The organism is Parabacteroides johnsonii DSM 18315 (genome assembly GCF_025151045.1).
Taxonomy (GTDB): Bacteria; Bacteroidota; Bacteroidia; order Bacteroidales; family Tannerellaceae; genus Parabacteroides; species Parabacteroides johnsonii.
In genome coordinates, this window is the sequence record NZ_CP102285.1 from 3,632,537 (window position 1) to 3,655,872 (window position 23,336).

19 protein-coding genes are annotated in these 23,336 nt (G+C 46.9%); 14 read left to right on the forward strand and 5 right to left on the reverse strand.

What is annotated here, in order from left to right:
- Window positions 1–52: 52 nt before the first annotated feature.
- Window positions 53–1,741 carry a Na/Pi cotransporter family protein gene (locus NQ564_RS15065; protein WP_008146559.1) on the reverse strand — a complete coding sequence of 563 codons (1,689 nt, stop codon included), beginning with the start codon at window positions 1,739–1,741 and terminating at the stop codon, window positions 53–55.
- Window positions 1,742–1,823: 82 nt separating this feature from the next.
- On the opposite strand from NQ564_RS15065, the gene NQ564_RS15070 reads away from it, so the two are divergent.
- Both NQ564_RS15070 and NQ564_RS15075 read left to right on the forward strand, forming a co-directional pair.
- Window positions 1,824–3,491: a nucleoside kinase gene (locus NQ564_RS15070; protein ID WP_008146560.1), complete on the forward strand. Its 1,668-nt coding sequence runs from the start codon at window positions 1,824–1,826 to the stop codon at window positions 3,489–3,491.
- A gap of 165 nt (window positions 3,492–3,656) precedes the next feature.
- The gene (locus NQ564_RS15075) at window positions 3,657–4,529 is read left to right on the forward strand and encodes a DMT family transporter (protein ID WP_008156228.1); all 873 of its coding nucleotides are present in this window, start codon (window positions 3,657–3,659) and stop codon (window positions 4,527–4,529) included.
- On the opposite strand, the gene NQ564_RS15080 is transcribed toward NQ564_RS15075, so the two are convergent.
- A complete protein-coding gene (locus tag NQ564_RS15080) occupies window positions 4,507–6,669 on the reverse strand; it encodes a sensor histidine kinase (RefSeq protein ID WP_008146562.1) in 2,163 nt (720 codons plus the stop codon). The two genes, NQ564_RS15075 and NQ564_RS15080, sit on opposite strands and share 23 nt — an antisense overlap.
- 198 nt (window positions 6,670–6,867) lie before the next feature.
- On the opposite strand from NQ564_RS15080, the gene rpoN reads away from it, so the two are divergent.
- The 5 genes from rpoN to NQ564_RS15105 all read left to right on the forward strand — a co-directional run bounded on the left by rpoN (window position 6,868) and on the right by NQ564_RS15105 (window position 11,833).
- Window positions 6,868–8,337 carry an RNA polymerase factor sigma-54 gene (gene rpoN, locus NQ564_RS15085; RefSeq protein WP_008146563.1) on the forward strand — a complete coding sequence of 490 codons (1,470 nt, stop codon included), beginning with the start codon at window positions 6,868–6,870 and terminating at the stop codon, window positions 8,335–8,337.
- 12 nt (window positions 8,338–8,349) lie between these two features.
- A complete protein-coding gene (locus NQ564_RS15090) occupies window positions 8,350–8,970 on the forward strand; it encodes a phosphatase PAP2 family protein (RefSeq protein WP_008156225.1) in 621 nt (206 codons plus the stop codon).
- A gap of 16 nt (window positions 8,971–8,986) precedes the next feature.
- Window positions 8,987–9,367 carry a glycine cleavage system protein GcvH gene (gene gcvH, locus NQ564_RS15095; RefSeq protein ID WP_008146565.1) on the forward strand — a complete coding sequence of 127 codons (381 nt, stop codon included), beginning with the start codon at window positions 8,987–8,989 and terminating at the stop codon, window positions 9,365–9,367.
- The gene (purE, locus tag NQ564_RS15100) at window positions 9,364–9,870 is read left to right on the forward strand and encodes a 5-(carboxyamino)imidazole ribonucleotide mutase (RefSeq protein ID WP_008146566.1); all 507 of its coding nucleotides are present in this window, start codon (window positions 9,364–9,366) and stop codon (window positions 9,868–9,870) included. Before gcvH ends, purE begins: the two co-directional genes overlap by 4 nt.
- Before the next feature lie 124 nt (window positions 9,871–9,994).
- Window positions 9,995–11,833, forward strand: coding sequence for a 4-hydroxy-3-methylbut-2-en-1-yl diphosphate synthase (locus NQ564_RS15105; RefSeq protein WP_008146567.1), 1,839 nt, complete (start codon window positions 9,995–9,997; stop codon window positions 11,831–11,833).
- A gap of 141 nt (window positions 11,834–11,974) precedes the next feature.
- On the opposite strand, the gene NQ564_RS15110 is transcribed toward NQ564_RS15105, so the two are convergent.
- Complete coding sequence (locus NQ564_RS15110) at window positions 11,975–13,783, reverse strand: alpha-1,3-galactosidase-related protein (protein ID WP_008146568.1); 1,809 nt, start codon at window positions 13,781–13,783, stop codon at window positions 11,975–11,977.
- A 90-nt stretch (window positions 13,784–13,873) separates the two neighbouring features.
- Here NQ564_RS15110 and cysS point away from each other — a divergent pair, with 90 nt between their 5' ends.
- The 3 genes from cysS to NQ564_RS15125 all read left to right on the forward strand — a co-directional run bounded on the left by cysS (window position 13,874) and on the right by NQ564_RS15125 (window position 17,614).
- On the forward strand, window positions 13,874–15,352 hold the full coding sequence (gene cysS / locus NQ564_RS15115; RefSeq protein ID WP_008146569.1) for a cysteine--tRNA ligase: 1,479 nt from the start codon (window positions 13,874–13,876) through the stop codon (window positions 15,350–15,352).
- Window positions 15,353–15,356: 4 nt separating this feature from the next.
- A complete protein-coding gene (locus NQ564_RS15120) occupies window positions 15,357–15,764 on the forward strand; it encodes a PaaI family thioesterase (RefSeq protein WP_008146570.1) in 408 nt (135 codons plus the stop codon).
- A gap of 1,082 nt (window positions 15,765–16,846) precedes the next feature.
- Window positions 16,847–17,614, forward strand: coding sequence for an AAA family ATPase (locus tag NQ564_RS15125; protein ID WP_008146573.1), 768 nt, complete (start codon window positions 16,847–16,849; stop codon window positions 17,612–17,614).
- A 51-nt stretch (window positions 17,615–17,665) separates the two neighbouring features.
- Here NQ564_RS15125 and NQ564_RS15130 read toward each other — a convergent pair whose 3' ends face one another.
- Window positions 17,666–18,172: a flavin reductase family protein gene (locus NQ564_RS15130; protein WP_008146574.1), complete on the reverse strand. Its 507-nt coding sequence runs from the start codon at window positions 18,170–18,172 to the stop codon at window positions 17,666–17,668.
- 195 nt (window positions 18,173–18,367) lie between these two features.
- Between NQ564_RS15130 and NQ564_RS15135 the strand changes: the two genes are divergently transcribed.
- Window positions 18,368–19,768, forward strand: coding sequence for an alanine/glycine:cation symporter family protein (locus NQ564_RS15135; RefSeq protein WP_008146576.1), 1,401 nt, complete (start codon window positions 18,368–18,370; stop codon window positions 19,766–19,768).
- A 7-nt stretch (window positions 19,769–19,775) separates the two neighbouring features.
- Here the strand turns inward: NQ564_RS15135 and NQ564_RS15140 are convergent, their stop codons facing one another.
- Complete coding sequence (locus tag NQ564_RS15140; protein WP_008146577.1) at window positions 19,776–21,002, reverse strand: M16 family metallopeptidase; 1,227 nt, start codon at window positions 21,000–21,002, stop codon at window positions 19,776–19,778.
- A gap of 92 nt (window positions 21,003–21,094) precedes the next feature.
- On the opposite strand from NQ564_RS15140, the gene NQ564_RS15145 reads away from it, so the two are divergent.
- From NQ564_RS15145 to NQ564_RS15155, 3 genes are all read left to right on the forward strand, one after another.
- On the forward strand, window positions 21,095–21,625 hold the full coding sequence (locus NQ564_RS15145; protein ID WP_008146578.1) for an ORF6N domain-containing protein: 531 nt from the start codon (window positions 21,095–21,097) through the stop codon (window positions 21,623–21,625).
- Between the two features lie 100 nt (window positions 21,626–21,725).
- Window positions 21,726–22,343 (forward strand): SIS domain-containing protein, encoded by a 618-nt coding sequence (locus tag NQ564_RS15150; RefSeq protein WP_008146579.1) that lies wholly within the window; start codon window positions 21,726–21,728, stop codon window positions 22,341–22,343.
- 5 nt (window positions 22,344–22,348) lie between these two features.
- Window positions 22,349–23,278, forward strand: a complete 930-nt coding sequence (locus tag NQ564_RS15155) for a carbohydrate kinase family protein (RefSeq protein ID WP_008146580.1) — start codon at window positions 22,349–22,351, stop codon at window positions 23,276–23,278.
- The last annotated feature ends 58 nt before the right edge of the window (window positions 23,279–23,336 follow it).

A 23,336-nucleotide genomic window follows, 5' to 3' on the forward strand; every position in this document is an offset into this window, starting at 1 on the left:
ACGCAGATTCAAATAAATAAAATTATATCTGCGTCATCAGACTCATATTTTCTTAAATCTTCTTCTCAATAACTGCTTGTACCACATTCAGCACATAGTCGCCTAACTTCTCAGCTTCACCAATGATATCCATGTAGTAGACACCGTCCTGATACTGGTATTTCTTATTGTTGATATTTTCTACATTGTGGATCTTCAACTGATTGCGGTAATTGTTTATTTCATTTTCGATATTATAAGACGGATTGACATCGTCGCGTACAAGCTCCGACTTCTTCAGAATCTCAATCATACGATGCAAAGCTTTCTCCGTAAGTGCCAACATCTGGTCCACATTGTGATTCTGCTCATCTGTGAATATCGATTTAAACTCGTTACGACGTTTGATGCTTCTCGCCATGTTATTGCAAGAGTCCGCTATACTCTCGATCTCCGATACGGCACGCAGCATGATACGGATTTCTTCCTTACCTTCCGAACTCAAGCGACCTTCCGCCACGCAAGTCAAATAATTGGCAATCTCGATCTCCATCCGGTCACTGATACTTTCGTACTTCTCGACACGGCTATAAATTTTCAGGAAAGCATCCTCATTCTTCTCGTAGAACAGCGCTTTCACCATATCCAGCATACGGCCTGTACGCTCGGCAAACAGCGTGATCTCCTTATGTGCCTGCAAGATCGAAAGTTCGGCTGTCGACAGCATACCCCCCGTAATATAACGTAAACGATATTCCTCGTCCTCGTCTTTCTTTCCTTTGATAAGGAAGCAAACCGTCTTCTCGATCAGCCCGACAAACCAAATCATTATAAAGGTATTGCTGATATTGAAAGCCGTATGGAAAGCAGCCAACTTGAAAGAAACAGCCACTGCTGGATCAGATATATTCATGACATCGGTGACGAACCAAGATACGGCAGCCGTAAACGGATAAAACAAAACCAAGACCCACATAACGCCGAATATATTGAAGACGAGATGCGCCAAAGCAGCCCGCCGGGATTGCGTATTGCCAGTCAAGGCGGCCAAATTAGCGGTAATCGTCGTACCGATGTTTTCACCCAGCACAAGCGCGACTCCCAGGTGATAATCAATCCATCCGTTAGCACACATAATCAACGTGATAGCCATCGTCGCAGCAGAAGCCTGCACGATCATTGTCAGGATAGCTCCGATGAACAGAAACAGGATGATGGACAAGAATCCCATGTCAGTATAATTCTGTACAAAGGCAAGCATCTCCGGATTGGCCCCAAGATCCGGTGCATTGGCTTTTAAGGCCTGAAGTCCCATAAAAAGGAAAGAGAAACCGAAAATGAACTCTCCGACCGATTTACGTGAACTTTTCCCGGAAAACAGGAGTGGAATACCGAATGCGAGTAGAGGAAGGGCAAAAGCCGCAATGTCAACTTTGAACCCGAGAGCCGAGATCAACCAGGCGGTAACGGTCGTACCGATATTGGCTCCCATTATGACTCCGATAGATTGGGTAAGAGTGAGCAGACCGGCGTTTACGAAACTGACCACCATGACTGTAGTGGCGGATGATGATTGAATCAGGGCTGTAATTAAAACCCCGGTAAGCACTCCGGTAACCCTGTTCGTCGTCATGGCCGTCAGAATCCTGCGCAGACTGTCTCCCGCAAATTTCTGCAGACCTTCGCTCATGATCTTCATACCATACAGGAACAAACCTAAGGAACCTATAAGGCGTAGAAAATCAAAAAATGAATAGTCCATTTAAAATACGTTTAAGTGGATGTATATCCGATTAATATTCCTAACTTTAGGGGACAAAAGTATAAATAATAACTGAGATACCATGTCTGAAACTATTACAATTTATTGCAAAAATAACAATACTTATAAAGAGGTGCCGATCGGCTCCTCGCTGTTGGACATCTATTCACTGGTTGGCGCACCCCTCCGGTTACGCCCGATGAATGCGCAAGTAAATAACAAAACAGAAGGGCTTACCTTCCGTTGCTGGCATCCGAAAGATGTTGAATATGTCGACTATTCCGGACTTTCAGGGATGCGGACATATGTCCGTTCCCTCTGTCATATTTTCTCGAAAGCAGTGAACGATGTACTCCCTTCGGCAACTCTGAACCTGGAACATCCCATCTCGAAAGGCTATTATTGCGTTATCCACAACGGCAAAGACATAGACGAAGAAACGATTGGCAAAATCAAGAAGCGGATGCGTGAAATCATCGACGCAGACCTTCCTTTCCATTTGAAAACGGTCCGCACGGTCGATGCAGCAGTCTTGTTCCGTGAAAGGGGCATGAACGACAAGGCCCGTCTGATCGAAAGCGCCGGTATGCCTTATACGTCTTATTACGAACTGGACGGCTATATCAATTATTTCTATGGTTGCCTGACTCCTTCCACCGGCTATATACAGCATTTCGACCTGGTTCCTTATTTCGACGGCGTATTGCTGCGCGTACCCCAAAGGACGAATCCGACAGAGTTAGAACCGGTCATCCGCCAAGATAAAATGTTTCAAGTTTATAAGGAACATCTGACACTACAACGCACGGTCGGATTGGATAACGTCGGAGACCTGAACCGGGCGATAGAGAAGGATATGGCATCCGAGGTCATTATGGTTTCCGAAGCCATGCAGGAAAAACAGGTAGCCAAGATCGCAGAGGAGATTGCCGCCCGCTACGATAGCGGTATCCGTATCGTATTGATTTCCGGTCCGTCTTCTTCGGGAAAAACAACTTTCTGCAAACGGTTGGAGATTCAGTTGATTACAAATTTGATCCATCCGGTCGGACTTTCACTGGACGATTATTTCCTGAACCGTGAAGATACGCCGAAGGACGAATCCGGCGAATATGATTTCGAATCGCTGTATGCGCTCGACCTGCCTTATTTCAACAGTGAATTGCAGAAACTCCTTTCAGGCGAAGAGATCGAAGTGCCGAGCTTCGATTTTGAAACAGGCCGCCGCGTTTTCAAAGGGAAGAAACTGAAGATGCAGAAAAACTCCGTCCTGGTGATAGAAGGCATCCATGCCCTGAACCCCGAACTGACCTCCATGATTGAAGATCGCTACAAATACCGGATCTATGTATCCGTGCTGACTTCCATCTCGCTGGACAACCATAACTGGATTCCGACAACCGACAATCGCCTCTTACGCCGCATCATCCGTGATTATCGGTTCCGCGGATATTCCGCACGCGACACGATCGCACGCTGGCCCAGCGTACGCCGGGGTGAGGACAAATGGATATTCCCGTATCAGGAGAACGCGGATGCGATGTTCAATAGCGCCATGTTGTATGAGCTGGCCGCCCTGCGCAAGGAAGCCGAACCGATCCTGGGCGAAGTGCGCGAATGTGATCCGGAGAATGCCGAAGCATATCGTCTGCTCCGTTTCCTCCGCTACTTCAATTACATTCCCGATGTCGGGCTTCCAGGCACTTCCCTTTTGCGTGAATTCCTCGGAGGCGGCAGTTTCCGATATTGATCTGCAACAACGGAATATTTTCATATGAAGGAACAGGAATTCCATACCCATGAAAATATTGTTTCACTCCCATGAAAATTTATTTTCCCGCAAGAGAAAATAAATTTTCACCGGATGGTAAAAGATGAAACATTACCTTTGCAGCCAATAAAAAACAGGGAGGATATGAAAGAGGCTTTTATAAAACTGCATATTTCCATTATCTTAGCTGGCTTTACCGGCTTGTTCGGAAAATTAATTACACTGAATGAAGGATTACTCGTTTGGTACCGCATGCTTTTTGCAGCAATTATGCTTTTTATAATCCTTTGGGGAAGTGGAAAATTAAAGCGGACTTCCTTTCGCGAAGTGTTGAAAATAGCGGGAACCGGGCTGCTGTTAGGGCTTCACTGGGTATTCTTCTATGGAAGTATCAAGGCGGCAAATGTTTCGATCGGGGTAGTCTGCTTTTCACTGGTCGGCTTCTTCACAGCCTTATTGGAACCTCTGATTATTGGAAGGCGGGTATCGGTAAAAGAACTCTTGTTCAGTCTGGTGACTGTATGCGGTATCGTTTTAATCTTCCAGTTCGACACCCGTTATCGGACAGGAATTATCATCGGTGTGATATCTTCGGCACTGGCAGCTCTTTTCACCATTACAAACAAGAAAGTGGGAGTACGGCATGCTTCCAGCATGATGTTGTTTTACGAAATGATTGGCGGTTTCTTAGGACTGACCTGTCTGCTACCGTTCTATCTGCATTTCTTTCCGGTGGAAACGATCCTACCGGGAATGACCAATTTCCTCTACCTGTTGTTGCTTTCGCTGGTTTGCACAATCGGGCTGTACCTCTTACAGATACAAGTATTGAAACAGGTATCCGCATTCACCGTGAATCTGAGTTACAACCTGGAACCGGTTTACAGTATTATCCTAGCTATGCTTTTTTTCGGCGAGGCGAAAGAGTTGAATCTCGCTTTCTATGCCGGATTGGGATTGATTCTCCTTTCTGTCCTGCTACAGACGCGGGAAGCTACCCGTTGTAAGGGAGCGTAAACCAAAACCGCGCACCTTCTCCCGGCCTCGAATCGACACCGATTGTCCCGTTAAGAGCTTCGATAATGGTTTTGCAGATTGTCAGACCTAAACCGGTTCCCTGCTTGAACGAGTTAATTTTCACGAAGCGGTCGAAGATCGACTGCTGATGCTGAAGCGATATTCCGATACCCGTATCAATTACTTCGATCAGGACATAGCCTTCTACAATGCGGTAAGAAAAACTTATGCTTCCCTCCTCCGTAAATTTGGCCGCGTTCGAGATCAAATTCGAAATCACCTGCGTGACTCGCTTCGGATCGGTATGGATGAGAATGTCCGGCAGAGCATCGAAGTCACAGATCAAAGAAACCTTTTCAGGCATTTTCAACGCGTGTACCTGATACTGCTCATGAAAGATCTCTTTCAGACTGGTATCGGCAAGCGAATAATCCAAGATGCCCGATTCTATTTTGGAAAAATCAAGTATGTCAGTAATCAGACGAAGGAGCAAATCACTATTCTTATTGATTATTTTGACAAACTCTTCTTTTTCTTCTTTATCGTCAGTCTCGGCAAGAATATTGGAAAAGCCGATTATGGCGTTAAGCGGCGTCCGGATCTCATGGCTCATATTGGCGAGGAAAGCCGATTTCAGCTTATCCGCCTCACGTACCTTTTGTATCTCCAACTCCGACTGCCGGGTTTCATATTCCGCATGGTGCAATTTCTCTTCCAACAGTTTTTCTTCGGTGATGTTAGTAACATGGCAGATCATTTTGTTCTGTCGCCTGCTCCCTTTCGTCTTATAAGCCTGCGCATTGATACGAATCCAGATCGTTTCGTTTTCAATAGCGGTACGACATTCAAAGCTGCAATGATCCTGCTTCCCTCCTATCACCTGGAAAAGCAAGTTGACATTATCGGTCGAACGAATAATCTGTTGTACACCTTCGATCGTCATATACTTATTATTTCTCAAATAGTTGAAAAGCTTGTTATCCTCCGGTGTTTCGTTCAGAAGTGGATTGACAAACAATTCTTTCTTTTCAATATCATATTCGGCAATAAGGGAATGGCCGGACAAGAGGACAGCTTTCAAGATCGCCAAATTGTTTTGCGTCTGCTCCTCTTTGGCTTGTTTTTCCGTTTCGTCGGAAATGATCAGCAAATAGCCGATATGCCCAAATTCCCGGTCGTTCAACCCGATTCCTTTCACCATCAGATATTTGGTTTCATCGGAAATATTGGAATGATAATAGCGGGAATCCCGTATACAATTGAAATCATATGCAAGCGGAAAACTGAATGCCTTCTTCTTCTTGATCTGATTAAGAATTTTCTCTGGAACAGCCGGATTCTTGAACAGGTTGACTCCTAACAACTGTTCACGGGAGCTACCGAAGATTTTGGTGTCGGCATCGTTTATATCGATCAAGTTACCTTCCGCATCGTATAATTCCACCCCGATCGGCAGATTATTGAAAAACTGCTGAAACTTTGTGCTCAGCTTGGAGATACGTTTTCTCGACTCTTCCAGGTTATAATTGGTTTGCCAGCGTTCAATTATGATGGAGAAAATACCGGCAATGATATGCATATCCTCCACTTCCGGAGCAGTCCAGAAACGGCTCATCCGGACCGAATCGAAACCAATGAAACCTTGTACTTTATTATGGAAGGTAAGTGGAATGATCAGCATAGACTTCAGTTGCTGTTCGGTCAGCAGGATTTTATCGATGTCCGCTTCGGCGGGTAAACCGGCAATATCTCCCAACACGATATCGTGTCCGGCTTTGACGGTGTCAATAATCCACGGGATTATATCGTATGTCAACTTATTCCGATCATCTTTAGGAGCCTTTACCCACGTACTCATCACTTCACATGTGAAATTGGCCGTCAACCCGTCTTCTTCAAAGATGGCAACGTAGCCCCAATCAGCACTGAAATAGTCCAGTAACAAATTCATTGCTTTTTCGATAGGCTTGTTTTCTTCGTTGAAAAGGATTACCAGGACTTCAGAAATAATACGTTTGATTGTCGGCGTCTCCGAGGATATACAAACCTCGGCATTGTCAGGTTCATTATCTCTGGCTTCCAGTAATCGTATCAATTCTTCCCGGGTCAACTGATCGTATGGCGATGCTTTAAGAGTCATATCAGATTCTTTATCTGATCGCAAAAGTAGAAAATAGTTTTGATTTTTAATCCTTTTCGATAATAATAATAATTTAATCTATCCTCCTTTAGAACTATTATATTTTGAATATCGAGGTCATTCCGTGTAAAAAGTTATATTTGCATGTTCTAAACATTGGACGGTCCGGTGATTGTCCTCTCATTATTGAATTTGATTATGTTGAAGCAACAGTTACAACAAAAGTTACAGCAAAAACTCTCTCCGCAGCAGATTCAGTTGATCCGGCTTCTGGAACTTCCCGCCATAGAGCTGGAAGAACGCGTGAAGCATGAACTGGAAGACAATCCCGCTTTGGAAGAAGGAAAGGAAATTGCGGATGACTTTGACCGTACTGACGAAAGTGGCGAGGAGCCTTCATCTAACGAGATGGAGGGAGGAAACGAAACAGACACCGACCTTTCACTCGGTGACTATATGAGTGAGGACGACATACCCGATTACAAACTTCGTGAGTTGAGTGAGCGGGCAGAAAAAAAAGAGGATGTTCCTTTCTCGGTCAGCGAATCCCTGAACGAATATCTGCTCCAACAACTCGGACTACGGGATTTGCCGGAGAAGCAGGTGAAGATCGCCGAATATATCATCGGAAACATAGATGATGACGGCTATCTACGCCGTGACCTGTCCGCCATAGCCGATGACCTGGTGTTTCAGGCGGGACAGGATGTGACGGAAAAAGAAATAGAGACAGTTCTTACTATCATACAAGACTTTGATCCGGCAGGAGTCGGCGCCCGTAATCTTCAGGAGTGCCTTCTTCTCCAGTTGGCCCGTCGGGAAAAAACACCTGAGACGGAGTTAGCAACCCGGATGTTAACTAATTTTTTCGAAGAGTTTACCCGTAAACATTACGACAAGATCATAAGAGGACTGGATATCGACGAGGCCGCCCTGAAAAAGGCCATTCGTGAGATAACAACCCTCGATCCTAAACCTTGTGCCAGTTGGGGCGGTTCTATGGAAACAGCTTTGAGCCAGATCATTCCCGATTTTGTAGTGGAGGCGACAGGTGGTGAACTGATCCTGAGCATGAACAACCGGGGAATCCCCGATATGCGCATCAACCGTGAATATGCGGAGATGTTTCAGGATTATGCCGGTAACAAAGCGAACCAGACAGCCCAAATGAAGGAAGCTGTCCAATTTGTGAAACAGAAACTCGATTCCGCCCAATGGTTCATCGATGCCATCAAGCAGCGTCAGGAAACTTTGCAGCGCACGATGGAAACGATCATCCTCTTGCAACGCGACTTCTTCCTCACCGGTGATGAAGCGACTTTACGGCCTATGATCCTCAAAGATGTGGCGGAACGAGCCGGATATGACATCTCGACAATCTCGCGTGTGAGCAACAGCAAGTACGTGCAGACAAATTTCGGTATTTATCCGCTCAAATATTTCTTCTCCGAATCGATGCAAACCGACAGCGGCGAAGAAATTTCCACCCGCGAGGTGAAAAAGATCATGAAAGAGCATATCGACGGAGAAGACAAGCGCAAACCGCTTACCGATGAAGAGCTGGCCTCCATCCTGAAAGAGAAAGGCTATATCATCGCCCGCCGTACGGTAGCCAAATACCGCGAACAATTGGGTATCCCGGTTGCACGGCTCAGAAAAGAAATATAAATTTGAAGCGTTATGAGGTTATTTTCAAATATCATATCCGGTATGTTCCATCCGTTGCTGATGGTGACGTATGGAGTCGTGCTGGCTCTCACCTTCACGTATCTGGCAATCTATCCGCCGACCATGAAGCTGTTGCTCGCAGGCGGAACATTCCTGTCTACCGCGGTTATCCCCGGAGCATTCATCTTTATGATGGTAAAAAACGGGGCGGCAGTCGATCTGGAACTGTCGGATAGACATGAGCGTGTGGTTCCGTATCTGATCTTTATCACATCGATCATGGTCTGCGCTTTCTATATGTATAAAATGATGTTGCCGTTCTGGTTCATCTCCTTGCTATTAGGTGCCTGTGTAGCATTAATCTTGGCACTGCTCATCAACTTTTTCTGGAAAATCAGCGCCCATGCGATCGGGATAGGCGGATTGTTGGGCGGCATTATGGGGGTAGCGCGGATCCACTTGATAAATCCTTACTGGGCTTTTATCATCGTGATCCTGATAGCAGGGCTGGTAGGTACTTCGCGTATCTTTCTGAAAAGGCATACTCCCATGCAGGTATATGCCGGGTTTTGTCTCGGATTTATATGTACCTTTGTAGCCTCATTCTTGAGTTATATCTATTTATTCATCTAATAAAAACACTAAAATTATGAATTTTCCTGCAGATTTAAAGTACACAAAAGATCATGAATGGATCCGTGTAGATGGCAATGTAGCTTACGTTGGTATTACCGATTACGCTCAGGGCGAACTGGGTGAAATCGTTTTCGTCGACATCACGACAGAAGGCGAAGTTGTTGCCAAAGAAGAAGTTTTCGGTACAATCGAAGCTGTAAAGACCGTTTCAGACCTGTTCATGCCGGTAAGCGGTGAAGTGATCGAAGCAAATGCCGAGCTGGATGACAAACCTGAATTGGTGAATGAAGATGTATATGGCAATGGATGGTTAATCAAGATTTCTATCTCAGATCCTTCTGAACTGGATGAACTGATGTCTGCTGCCGAATACGAACAAATGATTGCGAAATGACACCTGTAGTAAGCATTATCATGGGCAGTACCTCGGACCTGCCCGTAATGGAAAAAGCGGCTAAACTGCTTGACGAGATGGAAATCCCGTTCGAAATGCACGCTTTGTCCGCCCATCGTACGCCAGCTGAAGTGGAAGTATTCGCCAAAGGAGCCAAAGACCGCGGTATCAAAGTGATTATTGCGGCTGCCGGCATGGCTGCCCACCTGTGCGGTGTAATCGCTTCGATGACGACAGTCCCTGTGATCGGCGTGCCTATCAATTCGACACTCGACGGTATGGACGCTTTGCTGGCCATCGTACAGATGCCTCCGGGAATTCCGGTCGCCACTGTCGGTATCAACGGTGCTTTGAACGCCGGTATCCTGGCAGTCCAAATGCTTGCCGTCGGAGACGAACAACTCCAAGATAAGCTTGCCGCCTATAAGGAAGACCTTAAAAAGAAGATCGTAAAAGCAAACGAAGAACTGGCTAAGGTTTCCTTCAAATACAAAACGAATTAGTTGAAAGTTGAGAGTTGAAAGTTGAAAGTTAACAAAAACGCAAAGTGTTGATACCGCTTGCCACCCTCGTTGACTCTCACCTTTCAACTTTCACCTTTCAACTTTCACCTTTCAACTAAAAAAGATGGAAGATTTTTTTAACTATCGCCGCCGCAAATCATCTATTGTCAACATAGGGAATACTCCGTTAGGGGGCGATAATCCGATTCGCATCCAGTCGATGGCAAACGTCTCCACAATGGATACCGATGCAGCCGTCCACCAAGCGATCCGGATGATCGAAGCCGGTGCGGAATATGTACGTTTCACCGCCCAGGGAGAACGTGAAGCTCGTAATTTAGGTGCAATCCGCAAACAACTTGACGAAGCCGGATATACGACTCCGTTAGTCGCCGACATCCATTTCAACCCGCGCGCGGCCGATGCCGCAGCCGAAGAAGTGGAAAAAGTGCGCATCAACCCCGGAAACTATGTGGACAAAGTGAAGACGTTTGACCTACTGGAATATACCGACGAGGAATATGCTGCAGAGCTGCAAAAGATACGCGACCGTTTCATACCATTCCTCAACATCTGTAAAGCACACGGAACCGCCATCCGTATTGGCGTAAACCACGGTTCGCTATCCGACCGGATCATGAGCCGGTACGGCGACACTCCCGAAGGCATGGTTGCCTCATGCATGGAATTCCTGCGTATCTGCCGGGAGGAAGACTTTCCCGATGTCGTGATTTCCATCAAAGCCTCGAACACGGTCGTCATGGTAAAAACCGTCCGTCTGTTGGTCAGGACAATGGAATCAGAAGATATGCACTACCCGTTGCATCTCGGTGTAACGGAAGCCGGCGACGGAGAAGACGGACGCATCAAAAGTGCCGTCGGAATCGGAGCCCTATTGTCCGATGGCATAGGTGATACGATCCGCGTCTCTTTGAGCGAAGATCCGGAGGCAGAAATCCCGGTTGCCCGTAAGTTGGTCGATTACATACTCGAACGCGAAGGGCACGAGCCATTAGAGGCCACACCTGCTCCGGGATATGATCCGGTAACAGTCGGACGCCGCCACAGCCGGGTGACGGAAGGAATCGGGGGTAACTTCCCGCCAGTCGTCATTTCCGACCGCAGCAACGGTGATTTCGAGTTTGATCATGCTTCCCAGCCGGACTATATATACATCGGCAAGGAAGATCCCGACAACCTGCCGGACAACTTCCGTCTTTTAGTAGACGCCCACTTCTGGAAAGAACGTCCGAACGCCTATCCTTTCTTTATCGCATCGGAAATAGAGGAACTGAAAGACTATTCTGTCCCCTTGAAATTTATCCGCCTCACCTACCGGGATCTGACCGACCGCGTAATCGAGGTCCTGAAAAAGGATACTTCCGTAATCGTAGTCTTGAGCACGCATCACCGGAACGGTATCGCTGCCGAACGCGCAGCCATGCATCGCCTGCTCATTGCCGGTTGCGATGTACCGGTTATCTTGCACCGCGACTATAGGGAAACAGATACCGAAGCTTTACAACTGAAATCGGCCGCCGATTTCGGAACTTTACTGTTAGATGGTTTCGGAGACGGGATCATGTTGCACAACGAAGGCTGCGAAGCGATGGTGACAGACAGTTGCATGTTCGGCATCCTGCAAGCAACCCGTACCCGCATCAGCAAAACAGAATATATCTCCTGTCCAAGCTGCGGACGAACTTTGTATGACCTACAAACCACAATCGCTCACATCAAGGAGGCCACTTCACATCTGAAAGGCTTGAAGATCGGCATCATGGGGTGCATCGTGAATGGCCCCGGCGAAATGGCGGATGCCGATTACGGCTATGTCGGTGCCGGAAAGAACCGGATCAGTTTGTACAAAGGCAAAGAATGTGTCCTGAAAAATATCTCCGAAGAAGAAGCTGTAGAACGATTGGTCCAGCTGATAAAGGAAAATGGAGACTGGAAAGGTTAAAAAAGATAAAATAGTAAAGAAAAATAACACATACGCTTGCGGATATAGAAATTGTAACTATATTTGTAGCACGTAAATTTTTTCATAGTTAAAGTTTTGGTTAGAGAAGGGCAGGCCTGTGAAGGTAGCCCTTTTCGTTTTTTAGTACTCTTCCCTAATGTCTTTCTCCCGGTCAAACCCCTCCTCGAACCGATTATCCTTGATCTCAGCATTAACAACACGCTGGAAAAAGAAACGATGGTTGTTCCAGTGGAAAGCCGGATAATCATGATTTTGTTTAATCACATTATTACGGAAGACAAGGCCATCCACCGATTTAGCATACAGGATCGGCATATCAAAGGTTTCGAACTCGTTGTCCTCGATCACGATCCCACCATGGAAATATTTCTTCTGACCTTTCAAATCCGGTATCTCCGGATAGATGGAGATAACAGCGTTCGTAAACTGGAACTGATTTGTCAACGCATTGATAAACTTGTTGTTCCGGATCAGTACGTCATGACAAGCCCCCGTCTCGAACCATCCGTTACAGTCACCACACAAAAGGATTGCCGTCCCGGAAGTGTGATCAAAAATGTTATTCTCGACTACCGTCTTCTTCGGAGTACTGAACAGGGAACCACGGGCACGATTGTTACGGATCACATTGTCGGCAAAATAAACCTCCGGTGTCCACTCCAGATTCTCGATACCGTAAGTGCCGGCCTCACTGATGGCGGGATCGACAGGCTTATCAAACGTAATGCGGAACTGCTTTGCACCATGATCGTCAGGCTTATCGACAGCTTCAATCGCAGTTACCTTGTTCTGTTTCCCTAAAATTTCCATTGTTTTGGAGTCGATAAACTGGACGGCATCACCCGGACGTCCCCATTCGAAACCGTAGGACTGACCGTGCATGTATTCACCGACCAATGTCTTGTCGTCTATTCGCTTTTGCACTTTCAGATAGGTTCCATGCACATTGATGGCATCATCCATCATGCCCTCGTACAGACCACCGACCGAACGAATCAACCCCTTACAGCCGGAAAAATGAGTCGCATCAGCCTGTGTCGTAAAATAACGCGGATCATCCTCGCCACGCAGGCAGACCGAGAATTTATCCAGTGTGATATTTTCGCTCATCTGTGCCAACAAACCCATTCCTTCCGCATAATGCACCTGTATATTTTTGAGTGTCGTATTCGTATCATGATACATGAATATCCCCGGAGTCGGACGGCCGTATCCACGGAAAACGACAACCGTGCCCGGTATCAGTTTCTTGTTCTTCCAGGGAGCGCAGATCTTGCGTGGCGCAATCTCTGCAACCTGTTTGCTGCCCACGCTGATATCACTGGTCGTATAGACCAATCGCTTTGTATCTCCTTCAAAAGCGATACCCCAAGCAGGGACATGCTCCCAACCTTCCCCTTTGGCGACAAAGTTACTGTCACGTATTTCGTATTCCACCCAAGGAGCAACCTCGTAGGTGATCATACCGCCGAGCGTGTCATTCTCCAGCACTTTCACCTGGCTGATATGCGGATTCGCAAAGTCAATACTGAAATTCTTCAACGTGCAATTATCCGAACCCACCAGAGAGACCGGAAGCATCCGCCCATGGAAAACCAATTCGGAGCCTTGCCCGTCAAAAACCACGTTCTTCATATTCTCGAAAGCCAGCCCCACCTGTTTCGGATTATCCTGGTCATGATTGGAGATGAAATATTCACGTTCCGAAGAACCTGTCGGATAAAAATCATAACGCCCTTTCGGCAGGAAGATCCGGACTGTGTCGGAATTCGATTCCGCCGCTATTTGTTGAAGGGCTTTTGCCATCAATGGAGAAGCGTTCTCGCCGGTATCAGGGTTCAATCCATATGAGGACAGATCATACGCACTGCCTTTACAAGCCGTAAGGAGAGCGACAAACAGAAGCATTACAATAGAATTTAGTTTCATGGCCTACATCTTTTGTTGATTATATTGATAAATATACAGGCAAATATACCATATTATTTGTAAATTTGCCCCTCTTAATACAATATAGATATGGAACATCCATTAAGCATTTACAACACACTCACAAGAAAAAAGGAACAGTTCATCCCGCTGCACGAACCGCATGTGGGTATGTATGTTTGTGGTCCTACCGTTTATGGCGATGCCCATCTGGGCCATGCACGTCCGGCGATCACATTTGATCTGCTGTTCCGTTATCTGACTCATATAGGATACAAAGTACGCTATGTACGCAACATAACGGATGTCGGTCACCTGGAACACGATGCAGACGACGGCGAAGACAAAATCGCCAAGAAAGCCCGTCTCGAACAACTCGAACCGATGGAGGTCGTGCAATATTACCTGAACCGTTACCACCGTGCAATGGAAGCGCTCAACGTATTGCCTCCCAGCATCGAACCGCATGCGTCCGGCCACATCATCGAACAGATAGAACTGGTCAAGAAGATACTGGATAACGGTTATGCGTACGAAAGCGAAGGTTCCGTTTATTTTGATGTGGAGAAATACAACAAAGATCATAACTACGGCGTTCTTTCCGGACGTAACATCGACGATATGTTGAATACGACCCGCGCATTGGACGGACAGGATGAGAAGCATAATCCGATCGATTTTGCCCTTTGGAAATGTGCACAGCCGGAACATATCATGCGCTGGCCTTCTCCCTGGAGCGACGGATTCCCCGGCTGGCATTGCGAATGCACGGCGATGGGCAAGAAATACTTGGGCGAACATTTCGACATCCACGGAGGTGGCATGGACTTGATCTTCCCGCATCACGAATGCGAGATTGCACAGGCTGTCGCTTCCCAAGGTGAAGATATGGTCCATTACTGGATGCACAACAATATGATCACCATCAACGGACAGAAGATGGGAAAATCCTTGGGCAACTTCATCACGCTGGACGAGTTTTTTACCGGGGACAATAAGATGTTGAGCCAAGCCTATTCACCTATGACCATCCGTTTCTTTATCCTTCAGGCGCATTATCGCAGCACGGTGGATTTCAGCAACGAAGCCTTGCAGGCCGCCGAAAAGGGGTTGGAACGCTTGATGGACGCCTACCACCACCTGATGAAGCTGAAGGCAGCCGACGTTTCAACAGTGGACGTAAAGGATTTGCGTCGCAAATGCTACGATGCGATGAACGACGACCTGAACTCACCGATCGTGATCGCCCATCTATTCGACGCAGCTCGCACAATCAACTCCGTAAAAGACGGTAAAGCTACGATTTCGCTCGAAGACCTGAAAGAGTTACAGGATGTATTCCATACGTTCATTTTCGATATCCTCGGAATGAAAGATGAAGCGGCTTCAGCTGGAAATAACAGCAATGAAGCGTTCGGCAAAGCTATGGATCTGTTGCTAACCATCCGCCAGCAGGCAAAAGCCAACAAGGACTGGGCTACATCAGACAAGATCCGCAACGAACTAACAGCTATCGGCTTCGAGATCAAAGACACGAAAGACGGAGCTGAATGGAAATTAAGCAAATAGAAAGATGACTATACAGGAATTTCTACAGGGCGACAAGTTCGCCCTGCTTGCTGGTGTCGAATTATTAGAAACCGCAAGCGGGTATGCAAAAGCACGCATGGAAATAAAACCGGAACATCTCAACGGTGGTGGCGTATGCCAAGGAGGCGCCATTTTTACGTTAGCAGACCTGGCCTTTGCAGCAGCCACAAATAGTCATGCACGCCTGACACTTTCCATCACATCCAGCATCAACTTCTTTAAAGCTGAAAGCAAAGGCTATCTTTATGCCGAAGCCCATGAGACATTTAGCCACAAACGGCTCGCGAACTGTGAAGTACGCATTACCAATGAAACCGGTGACCTGATCGCCACCTTCAACGGTACAGGCTATCGGAAAGACACGGAACTGCCTTTTGCCCCGATAGAATAAGATTCATCTCAATATTTCCAACAGACGGCGTCTGTTCGTTACTTTTTAAGTAAGTTTTCGTGTCAGTCGAATAATTTACTTAAAAGATGTACCAGACTGATTTAACGGAAACAAAATATTATCCGATTTATAAAAGAGGACGACACCCGGCATCTTCTGTCACTATCTATCTAATAAATAATATATTAGCCGGTGTCAACGTGGTTTTTCAAGGTTGACACCACATCGACACCTTTTCCTGTCTTTGGCGATTACCGGATATTTGTAGACAAGTAATAATCTACCAACTATCCCATTTCATGCCATCAACTAATTCAAAACATACAAAGAACTAAATGATAGCATATGGTAAAGTATATACAGGTAGTACTACTTATATGCAACAGGTAGTACTGCCTATTGACAGTATATAGTACTACGTATCTACGGTAGATAGTATTGCATATAAGTAATATGTGATATGCCATGAATTAGTTCACTATGACTTTTGAAGTAGTTTATGGCATATTTCGAAACAGTTGCTTCATGAGGATGGACAGGTTACGGACAAAACTTCGGACACAAAAAGGTGTCGATGTGGTGTCGACCTCAATACCGGCATCGACACCTTTTAATATATTGTTTATTAGACAGATGACATCAAGATATGCCAGGTGTCGTTCTCTATTGCATTTTTTTATATAAAGATTTGAATTGGATAAAATCTAAACAGGCTCTATTATCATGATCAGCTACCACCTTCTTCCGTAGTCGATATAAACACAAAGCAAGCTTTACCCCTCATCCCTGAGACATAAAGCCTAAACACGTAAATCAGTTATTATAAAAAACGAAGCAGTGTTATTAATGAATGTGTCTATAAGTATACTCTTTATTTTCCGTAGACAAAGGAAGGGCATATATATTGCAAGGATATGACAAGAGAAAGACAATTTAATTGAAAATAGAAGACCAAGGATTGTTTTTCTTTCGTACCTTAGTCCCCAAAGACGAGAAACTGTTTTGATTTTTTCGCCTCATGATTTGAGATGTATTAAATCAAAACAGTTTCTGAGTTTCCTAACAATTTTCAATTACCAATAATGGTTTATCTGAAGCAAATCAAACTAATCAATCCGGACGAGGTATCGGGGCCGGTAGAAGATCTGAAATATCCGTACAAGGCAGCAGCCGTACGGTATATGGACGAACTGGTATTCACGAGGCCTGTCACATTCCTGGTGGGAGAAAACGGGATCGGTAAATCGACCTTGTTAGAGGCCGTCATGTATAAATACGAGAGGCGTAACGAAGATCTGCAAGGCATGCTGAACGACGGCGACGAGAGCCACAAGGTACTCGCCAACGTCTTACCCGATCAGATTCGTTTAGTGGAGGTACGCAAACCGGACGACTATTTCTTTTTCCGTGCCGAATCTTTTTTCGACCATGCCCGCGAGATCGATGCCCAATCGATGCGCGACATCCTCAAATACGGACGCGATTACTCCATGGCACGCTATGGAGGACGGCGTCTGCTGGAGCAGTCGCACGGTGAAAGTTTCCTCAGCACATTCCTCAACTACGGAGAACGGAACATGCTCTATATCCTCGACGAACCGGAAGCAGCCCTTTCCCCCCAGCGCCAACTGTCATTGCTCGTACGGATAAAAGAATTGGTGGACCAGGGATGCCAACTCATCATCTCCACCCATTCGCCGATACTGATGGCTTATCCGGAAGCCGACATCTACAACATAGACGAAGACGGCGCTCGCCTGACTCCTTTTGAGGAAACGGAACATTACCAACTGACGAAATATTTCCTGACACACACGCAGCAGATGCTCCGAGAACTGGGAATCGGTTGAACAGGATATCCGGCATGCGTCCGTCCCCTGACTTTCAGCAGTGCCGGGAGATTATCTCTCCCAGGCATTTAGGATTTCCGCTACATAGACGTTATGCGGATTCCCAGCCATCGCGCTGTACCACTTTTCGTATAAGGCGGGATCAACAAAATGATCCTTATCCATCTTAGTCACATAAAGAGTTTTGCATTCGAGTGTCAGGCGCGATTCCTCGAAACAAGGGTTACCCAAATCGGTAAAACAGGGCGTCAAACCTGTCGCAGCCACCTTATCAATCTCCCGTCCCGACTTCGAACCGCAAATCTTATGAGCGGCCTTATGCTCTTCCCCCAAGAAGGAAAGCGTGAAAGCGCCCTTCGCATCGACAAACTCGCGGGTATAACGTTCCGGACGGATAAAAACGAACACTACCGGCTTGTTCCACAGGAAACCTACGCCTCCCCAACTTGCCGTCATCATGTTGAACTCGTCTTTATCACCGGCGCTTACCAGCATCCACTCTTTTCCGATAATCTCTATAAAATTGTCTTTGACCCGACCCGGCTCTATTGCCTTCATAATTTCATACCTTAATTTTATAACCACCCAAAGATACAGAAATATTCATTTGCGTATATGCTGAGTGTAAATATCTCTCTACAACATATAAAACTATTTTAGTACGGTTAACCAGATATTCTTGTCCATACAGAATATTTTCTTTAGGTTTGCATCTTAATATTCACGTAATTATCAAGACTATAAACTGCCAAAATGGAAATACTGAACAACTGGATCAGCGGGATTAACGACCTCTTGTGGTCGTATGTTTTAATTATCATGCTATTAGGATGCGCCTTCTGGTTCACCTTCAAAACCCGTTTCGTCCAATTTCGTATGTTCCGGGAGATGATACGCGTGCTTGGCGACTCCGCCAACAAAGCCCATGAAGGCGAAAAGCATATCTCATCTTTCCAAGCGTTCGCCGTATCGCTCGCCAGCCGTGTCGGTACAGGCAATCTGGCCGGAGTAGCCACAGCCATCGCCGTAGGAGGTCCGGGGGCAGTGTTCTGGATGTGGATCATCGCCCTTTTAGGTTCGGCCAGCGCTTTTGTCGAGTCTACGCTCGCACAGCTTTACAAACGGAAAGGGAAGGACTCCTTTATCGGAGGACCGGCTTACTATATGCGATACGGATTGGGGCTGAACTGGATGGGCGCATTGTTCGCTATCCTGATCTCTGTCACTTTCGGCTTCGCGTTCAACTCGGTACAGAGCAACACGATCTGCGAGGCCATGCAAGGCTCGTTCGGTTTCGATCCGAAAATCGTAGGTGCGATACTGACGGTACTGACACTTGTCATTATTTTTGGAGGAATCCAGCGAATAGCCAAAGTCAGCAGCGTACTCGTCCCCATGATGGCATTGGGATACGTGGCACTCGCATTGGGGATCGTACTGTTCAATATCACAGAACTGCCGACCGTCATCAAACTGATCGTAAGCAGTGCTTTCGGATGGGAACAAGCGGTAGGCGGCACGGTCGGAGCCGCCCTGATGCAGGGGATCAAGCGCGGCCTGTTCAGCAACGAGGCTGGTATGGGTTCGGCCCCGAACGTGGCGGCCACCGCATCCGTCACACATCCGGTCAAACAGGGATTGATCCAAACTTTGGGCGTTTTCACCGATACCCTGCTGATCTGTACTTGCACAGCTTTTATCATCCTGTTCAGCGGGGCGCCGTTGGACGGTTCGGTAAACGGAGTACAACTGACACAGCATGCCTTGACGCTCGAAGTGGGAAAAGCCGGAGGGATATTCGTTGCCGTAGCGATCTTTCTGTTCGCTTTCAGCAGTATTATCGGAAACTATTATTACGGGGAAGCGAACATCCGTTTCATCACACCGAAGAAAAGCGTGCTTTATATTTATCGCCTGTTGGTCGGCGGCATGGTAATGTTCGGAGCGTTGGCAAGCCTGGAACTCGCTTGGAGTCTGGCGGATATCACGATGGCTTTCATGACGATCTGCAACCTGGTCGCTATCTCGTTGCTGAGCAAACAGGCCTTCCTGCTACTGCACGATTACATTGCTCAGAAACGCAGTGGGATCAAAAGTCCGGTGTTCGATAAAAACAAGCTACCGGAACTGAAGGACAAGGCAGAATGCTGGTAAACACTTCTTATTGATAGATCAGGCTAAACAAACGTTCAGGAGCAAAGACCTCGTTGGCGACCTCCTGTATCTCTTCGGCGGTCAGCCTTTCCACCTTAGCAAAGACTTCCGGCAGGGTATCATAGCGGTTATAATGGAGAAAGCTCTTTCCCAACCCCAAGAACAGTCCCTCCCGGTTATCGCCAGAGACACCCAACTGCCCGATCACCTGCTTCTTGGCCGCTGCCAACTGGGTTGCGGTCAGTTTTACATCGCGCAGCTTAGCCAGTTCCTTATGAACAAGCCTGATCGCTTTCTCCTTATTCTTCGGATCGGTCCCGAAATAGATACTTGCCAATCCTGTATCGGTATAAGAAGTCACATTTGATTCGACATTATAGACAAGCCCGTTTTTTTCCCGGAGAGAGACATTCAAACGGTTGTTCATCCCCGGACCTCCCAAGAGATTGTTCAGCAGGAACAGCGGCAGACGTTTCTCATCGTGCATACTGTATGCTCGTCCTCCGATCAGCACATGCGCCTGATGGGTATCTTTGTGTATCTGGCGGCTGACGGGAAGGATCTCGCCGGGTGCCATCCGGTTACGTGCCGCCATCGGGAAAGCGATATCAGACAGGGTGCTTTCCGCCAGCTGCACGATCTTCTTGAACGGAATCCGGCCCATCGAAAAGAACACCATGTTTTCGGGTGCATAAAAACGCTTCATAAACGACTTGCCCGACTCACTTCCGAAACCGAGTAGCGAATGCTCGTCCCCTAAGATATTATGTCCCAATGCATGACCGTCGAATAGCAGATTCTCAAATTCATCGAAGATCAGTTCAGAAGGACTGTCCTCGTATGAATTGATTTCGTCCAGGATCACATCCACCTCCTTCTCGATCTCTTGTTCCGGGAACTGCGAATGGAACACCAGGTCGGTCAGCAGTTCGAAAGCCCGCCGGAAATGCTCCTCCATAAAGATGGAATAGACAAAAGTCTCCTCCTTCGTGGTATAGGCATTCAGCTCCCCTCCCACATTCTCCATCCGGTTCAGGATATGCCAAGACTTACGTTTTTCCGTTCCTTTGAATATCATGTGTTCGACAAAATGAGCCAAGCCGAACTCGTCCGCCTCCTCATCCCGTGTCCCGACATTCACGGCAAACCCGCAGTATGATACCGGAGAAGCAGCAGGAAGATGTACGATACGCAAACCATTCGGCAAAATATGTGAGAAGTAATCTTTTTCCATTATCCATTCATTAAGAGGGCACAAAAGTACAACAAATATTTATTTACAGACTTCTTTTAACTACCCTAGCCGTCAAATTAAAACTCTTTACTATGGAATTACAAACAATACAAAGTAAGATTTACGAGATCAGAGGACAGAAAGTCATATTAGATTTCGACTTGGCTGAATTATATCAATCAGATACCCGCTCTCTCAATCAAGCAGTCAAAAGAAACATCAAACGTTTTCCTCTCGACTTCATGTTTCAACTGACCACCGACGAATGGTCCGTCTTGATGTCACAATTTGTGACATCAAGTTGGGGTGGCACTCGGAAACGTCCCTTTGCATTTACAGAGCAAGGTGTTGCTATGCTGTCAGGACTATTGAAGAGCGATATCGCAATAGAAGTGAATATTTCAATCATGCGTGCTTTCGTCGCCATGCGCCAATACCTGCTCAACTCCGCTCCCTCACCCCAACTCAAAGAACTGAAAGAACGGATCGAGGCATTAGAAGACATCACAGAGGAAAACGAAGAAAAATTTGACGAAATCTACCTTGCCTTGGCGCAATTGGCACAAAAAAACAAACAGAACAACCAACCCCGTAATCCAATAGGATTCGTCAAACCCCAATAAAGTACAAAAATATGCGCTTCCCGCTGTGCAGGTATCATTAAAATAGATACTTTTGTACTTTGTTAAATTCATAACATCATATAGAATCATTTTTAAAGCTATGATAAACGAAGCAATCTCATCCATCCTGCAACAGGAAGCTGAAGCAGTACGCAATATTCCGATAACCAACGGCTATGAAGAGGCAGTGACACTCATTGTGAAACACGTACACGAACTCGGTGGAAACCTGATCACCAGCGGCATGGGGAAAGCAGGACAGATCGCCATGAACATCGCAACGACCTTCTGTTCGACAGGCACGCCTGCCTACTTCCTGCATCCCAGCGAAGCGCAGCATGGCGACCTCGGTATCGTCCGCAAGAACGATGTCATGTTGCTTATCTCCAATTCTGGCAAGACACGCGAACTGCTCGAACTGGTGGAGTTGACACGTGGTCTCGTGCCGGAAATGCAGTTTATCGTTATCACTGGCAACCCCGACAGCCCGTTAGCAGCTGAAGCGACGATCTGCCTGCCGACAGGTGCGCCAAAAGAAGTGTGCCCCTTAGGCCTCACCCCCACCACATCGACCACGGTCATGACGGTGATAGGCGATCTGTTAGTAGTCGGCACCATGAAACGCATCAACTTCGGCTATCCCGACTATGCCAAACGACATCACGGTGGTTATCTAGGCTCGAAAAGCCGCGAGCAGTGTAAAACAGAAAACAAATAAACAGTATGAGGAAGGTAATCGGCATCGGAGAAACCATTCTCGACATCATCTTCAAGAACAACCAGCCCCATACAGCAGTACCCGGCGGATCGACCTTCAACGGCCTTATCTCGTTAGGACGTCTCGGAGTACCCGTTTCCTTCATCAGCGAAGTAGGCAATGACCGTGTCGGCGACATCATCCGCGACTTTATGATGGAAAACAACCTTTCCACCCGCTACGTCGACCGTTTTCCGGACGGTAAAAGTCCGATCTCGCTCGCGTTTCTGGACGACGACAGCAATGCCAACTACACCTTCTACAAGGAGTATCCGAAGCAACGCCTCGACGTGCCCCTGCCGGAGATCAACGAAGATGACATTTTCATCTACGGCTCCTACTATTCGCTGAACCCCGCGCTCAGAGGACGGATGGTGGAGTTCCTCAACTATGCCCGCCAGCGCAAGGCGATTCTTTACTACGATCCGAATTTCCGCAAGGCGCACGCCCACGAAGCCATACGCCTCGCTCCGACATTACTCGAAAATTTCGAATATGCCGATATCGTACGTGGTTCGGACGAAGACTTCCTCAATATTTTCGGAGAGACTGACAGTGAAAAGGTCTACACTGACCATATCCGTTTCTACTGCGACCGTTTCATCACTACCCACGGAGCCGGAGGCGTAAACCTTTACCACGGCGACCGGCACCGTCATTTCGACTCGCCCGCCATCCGTCCGGTCAGTACGATCGGAGCCGGAGACAACTTCAATGCAGGTATCCTCTACGGTCTGTTAAAATATAATGTCCGCCACCGCGACCTCGTCACTCTCCCTCAGGAGACATGGGCGAACATCATCCGGTGCGGGATCGATCTGGCTACTGAGGTTTGCCACAGCTACGACAATTACATTTCTAAAGAATTTGCAACCTCCTACCTCTCTCAGTCTTAAATATCATTAACCGGGTAGATAAAGGGGTATAAAGACACATGTTTTTCACTATCTTTGC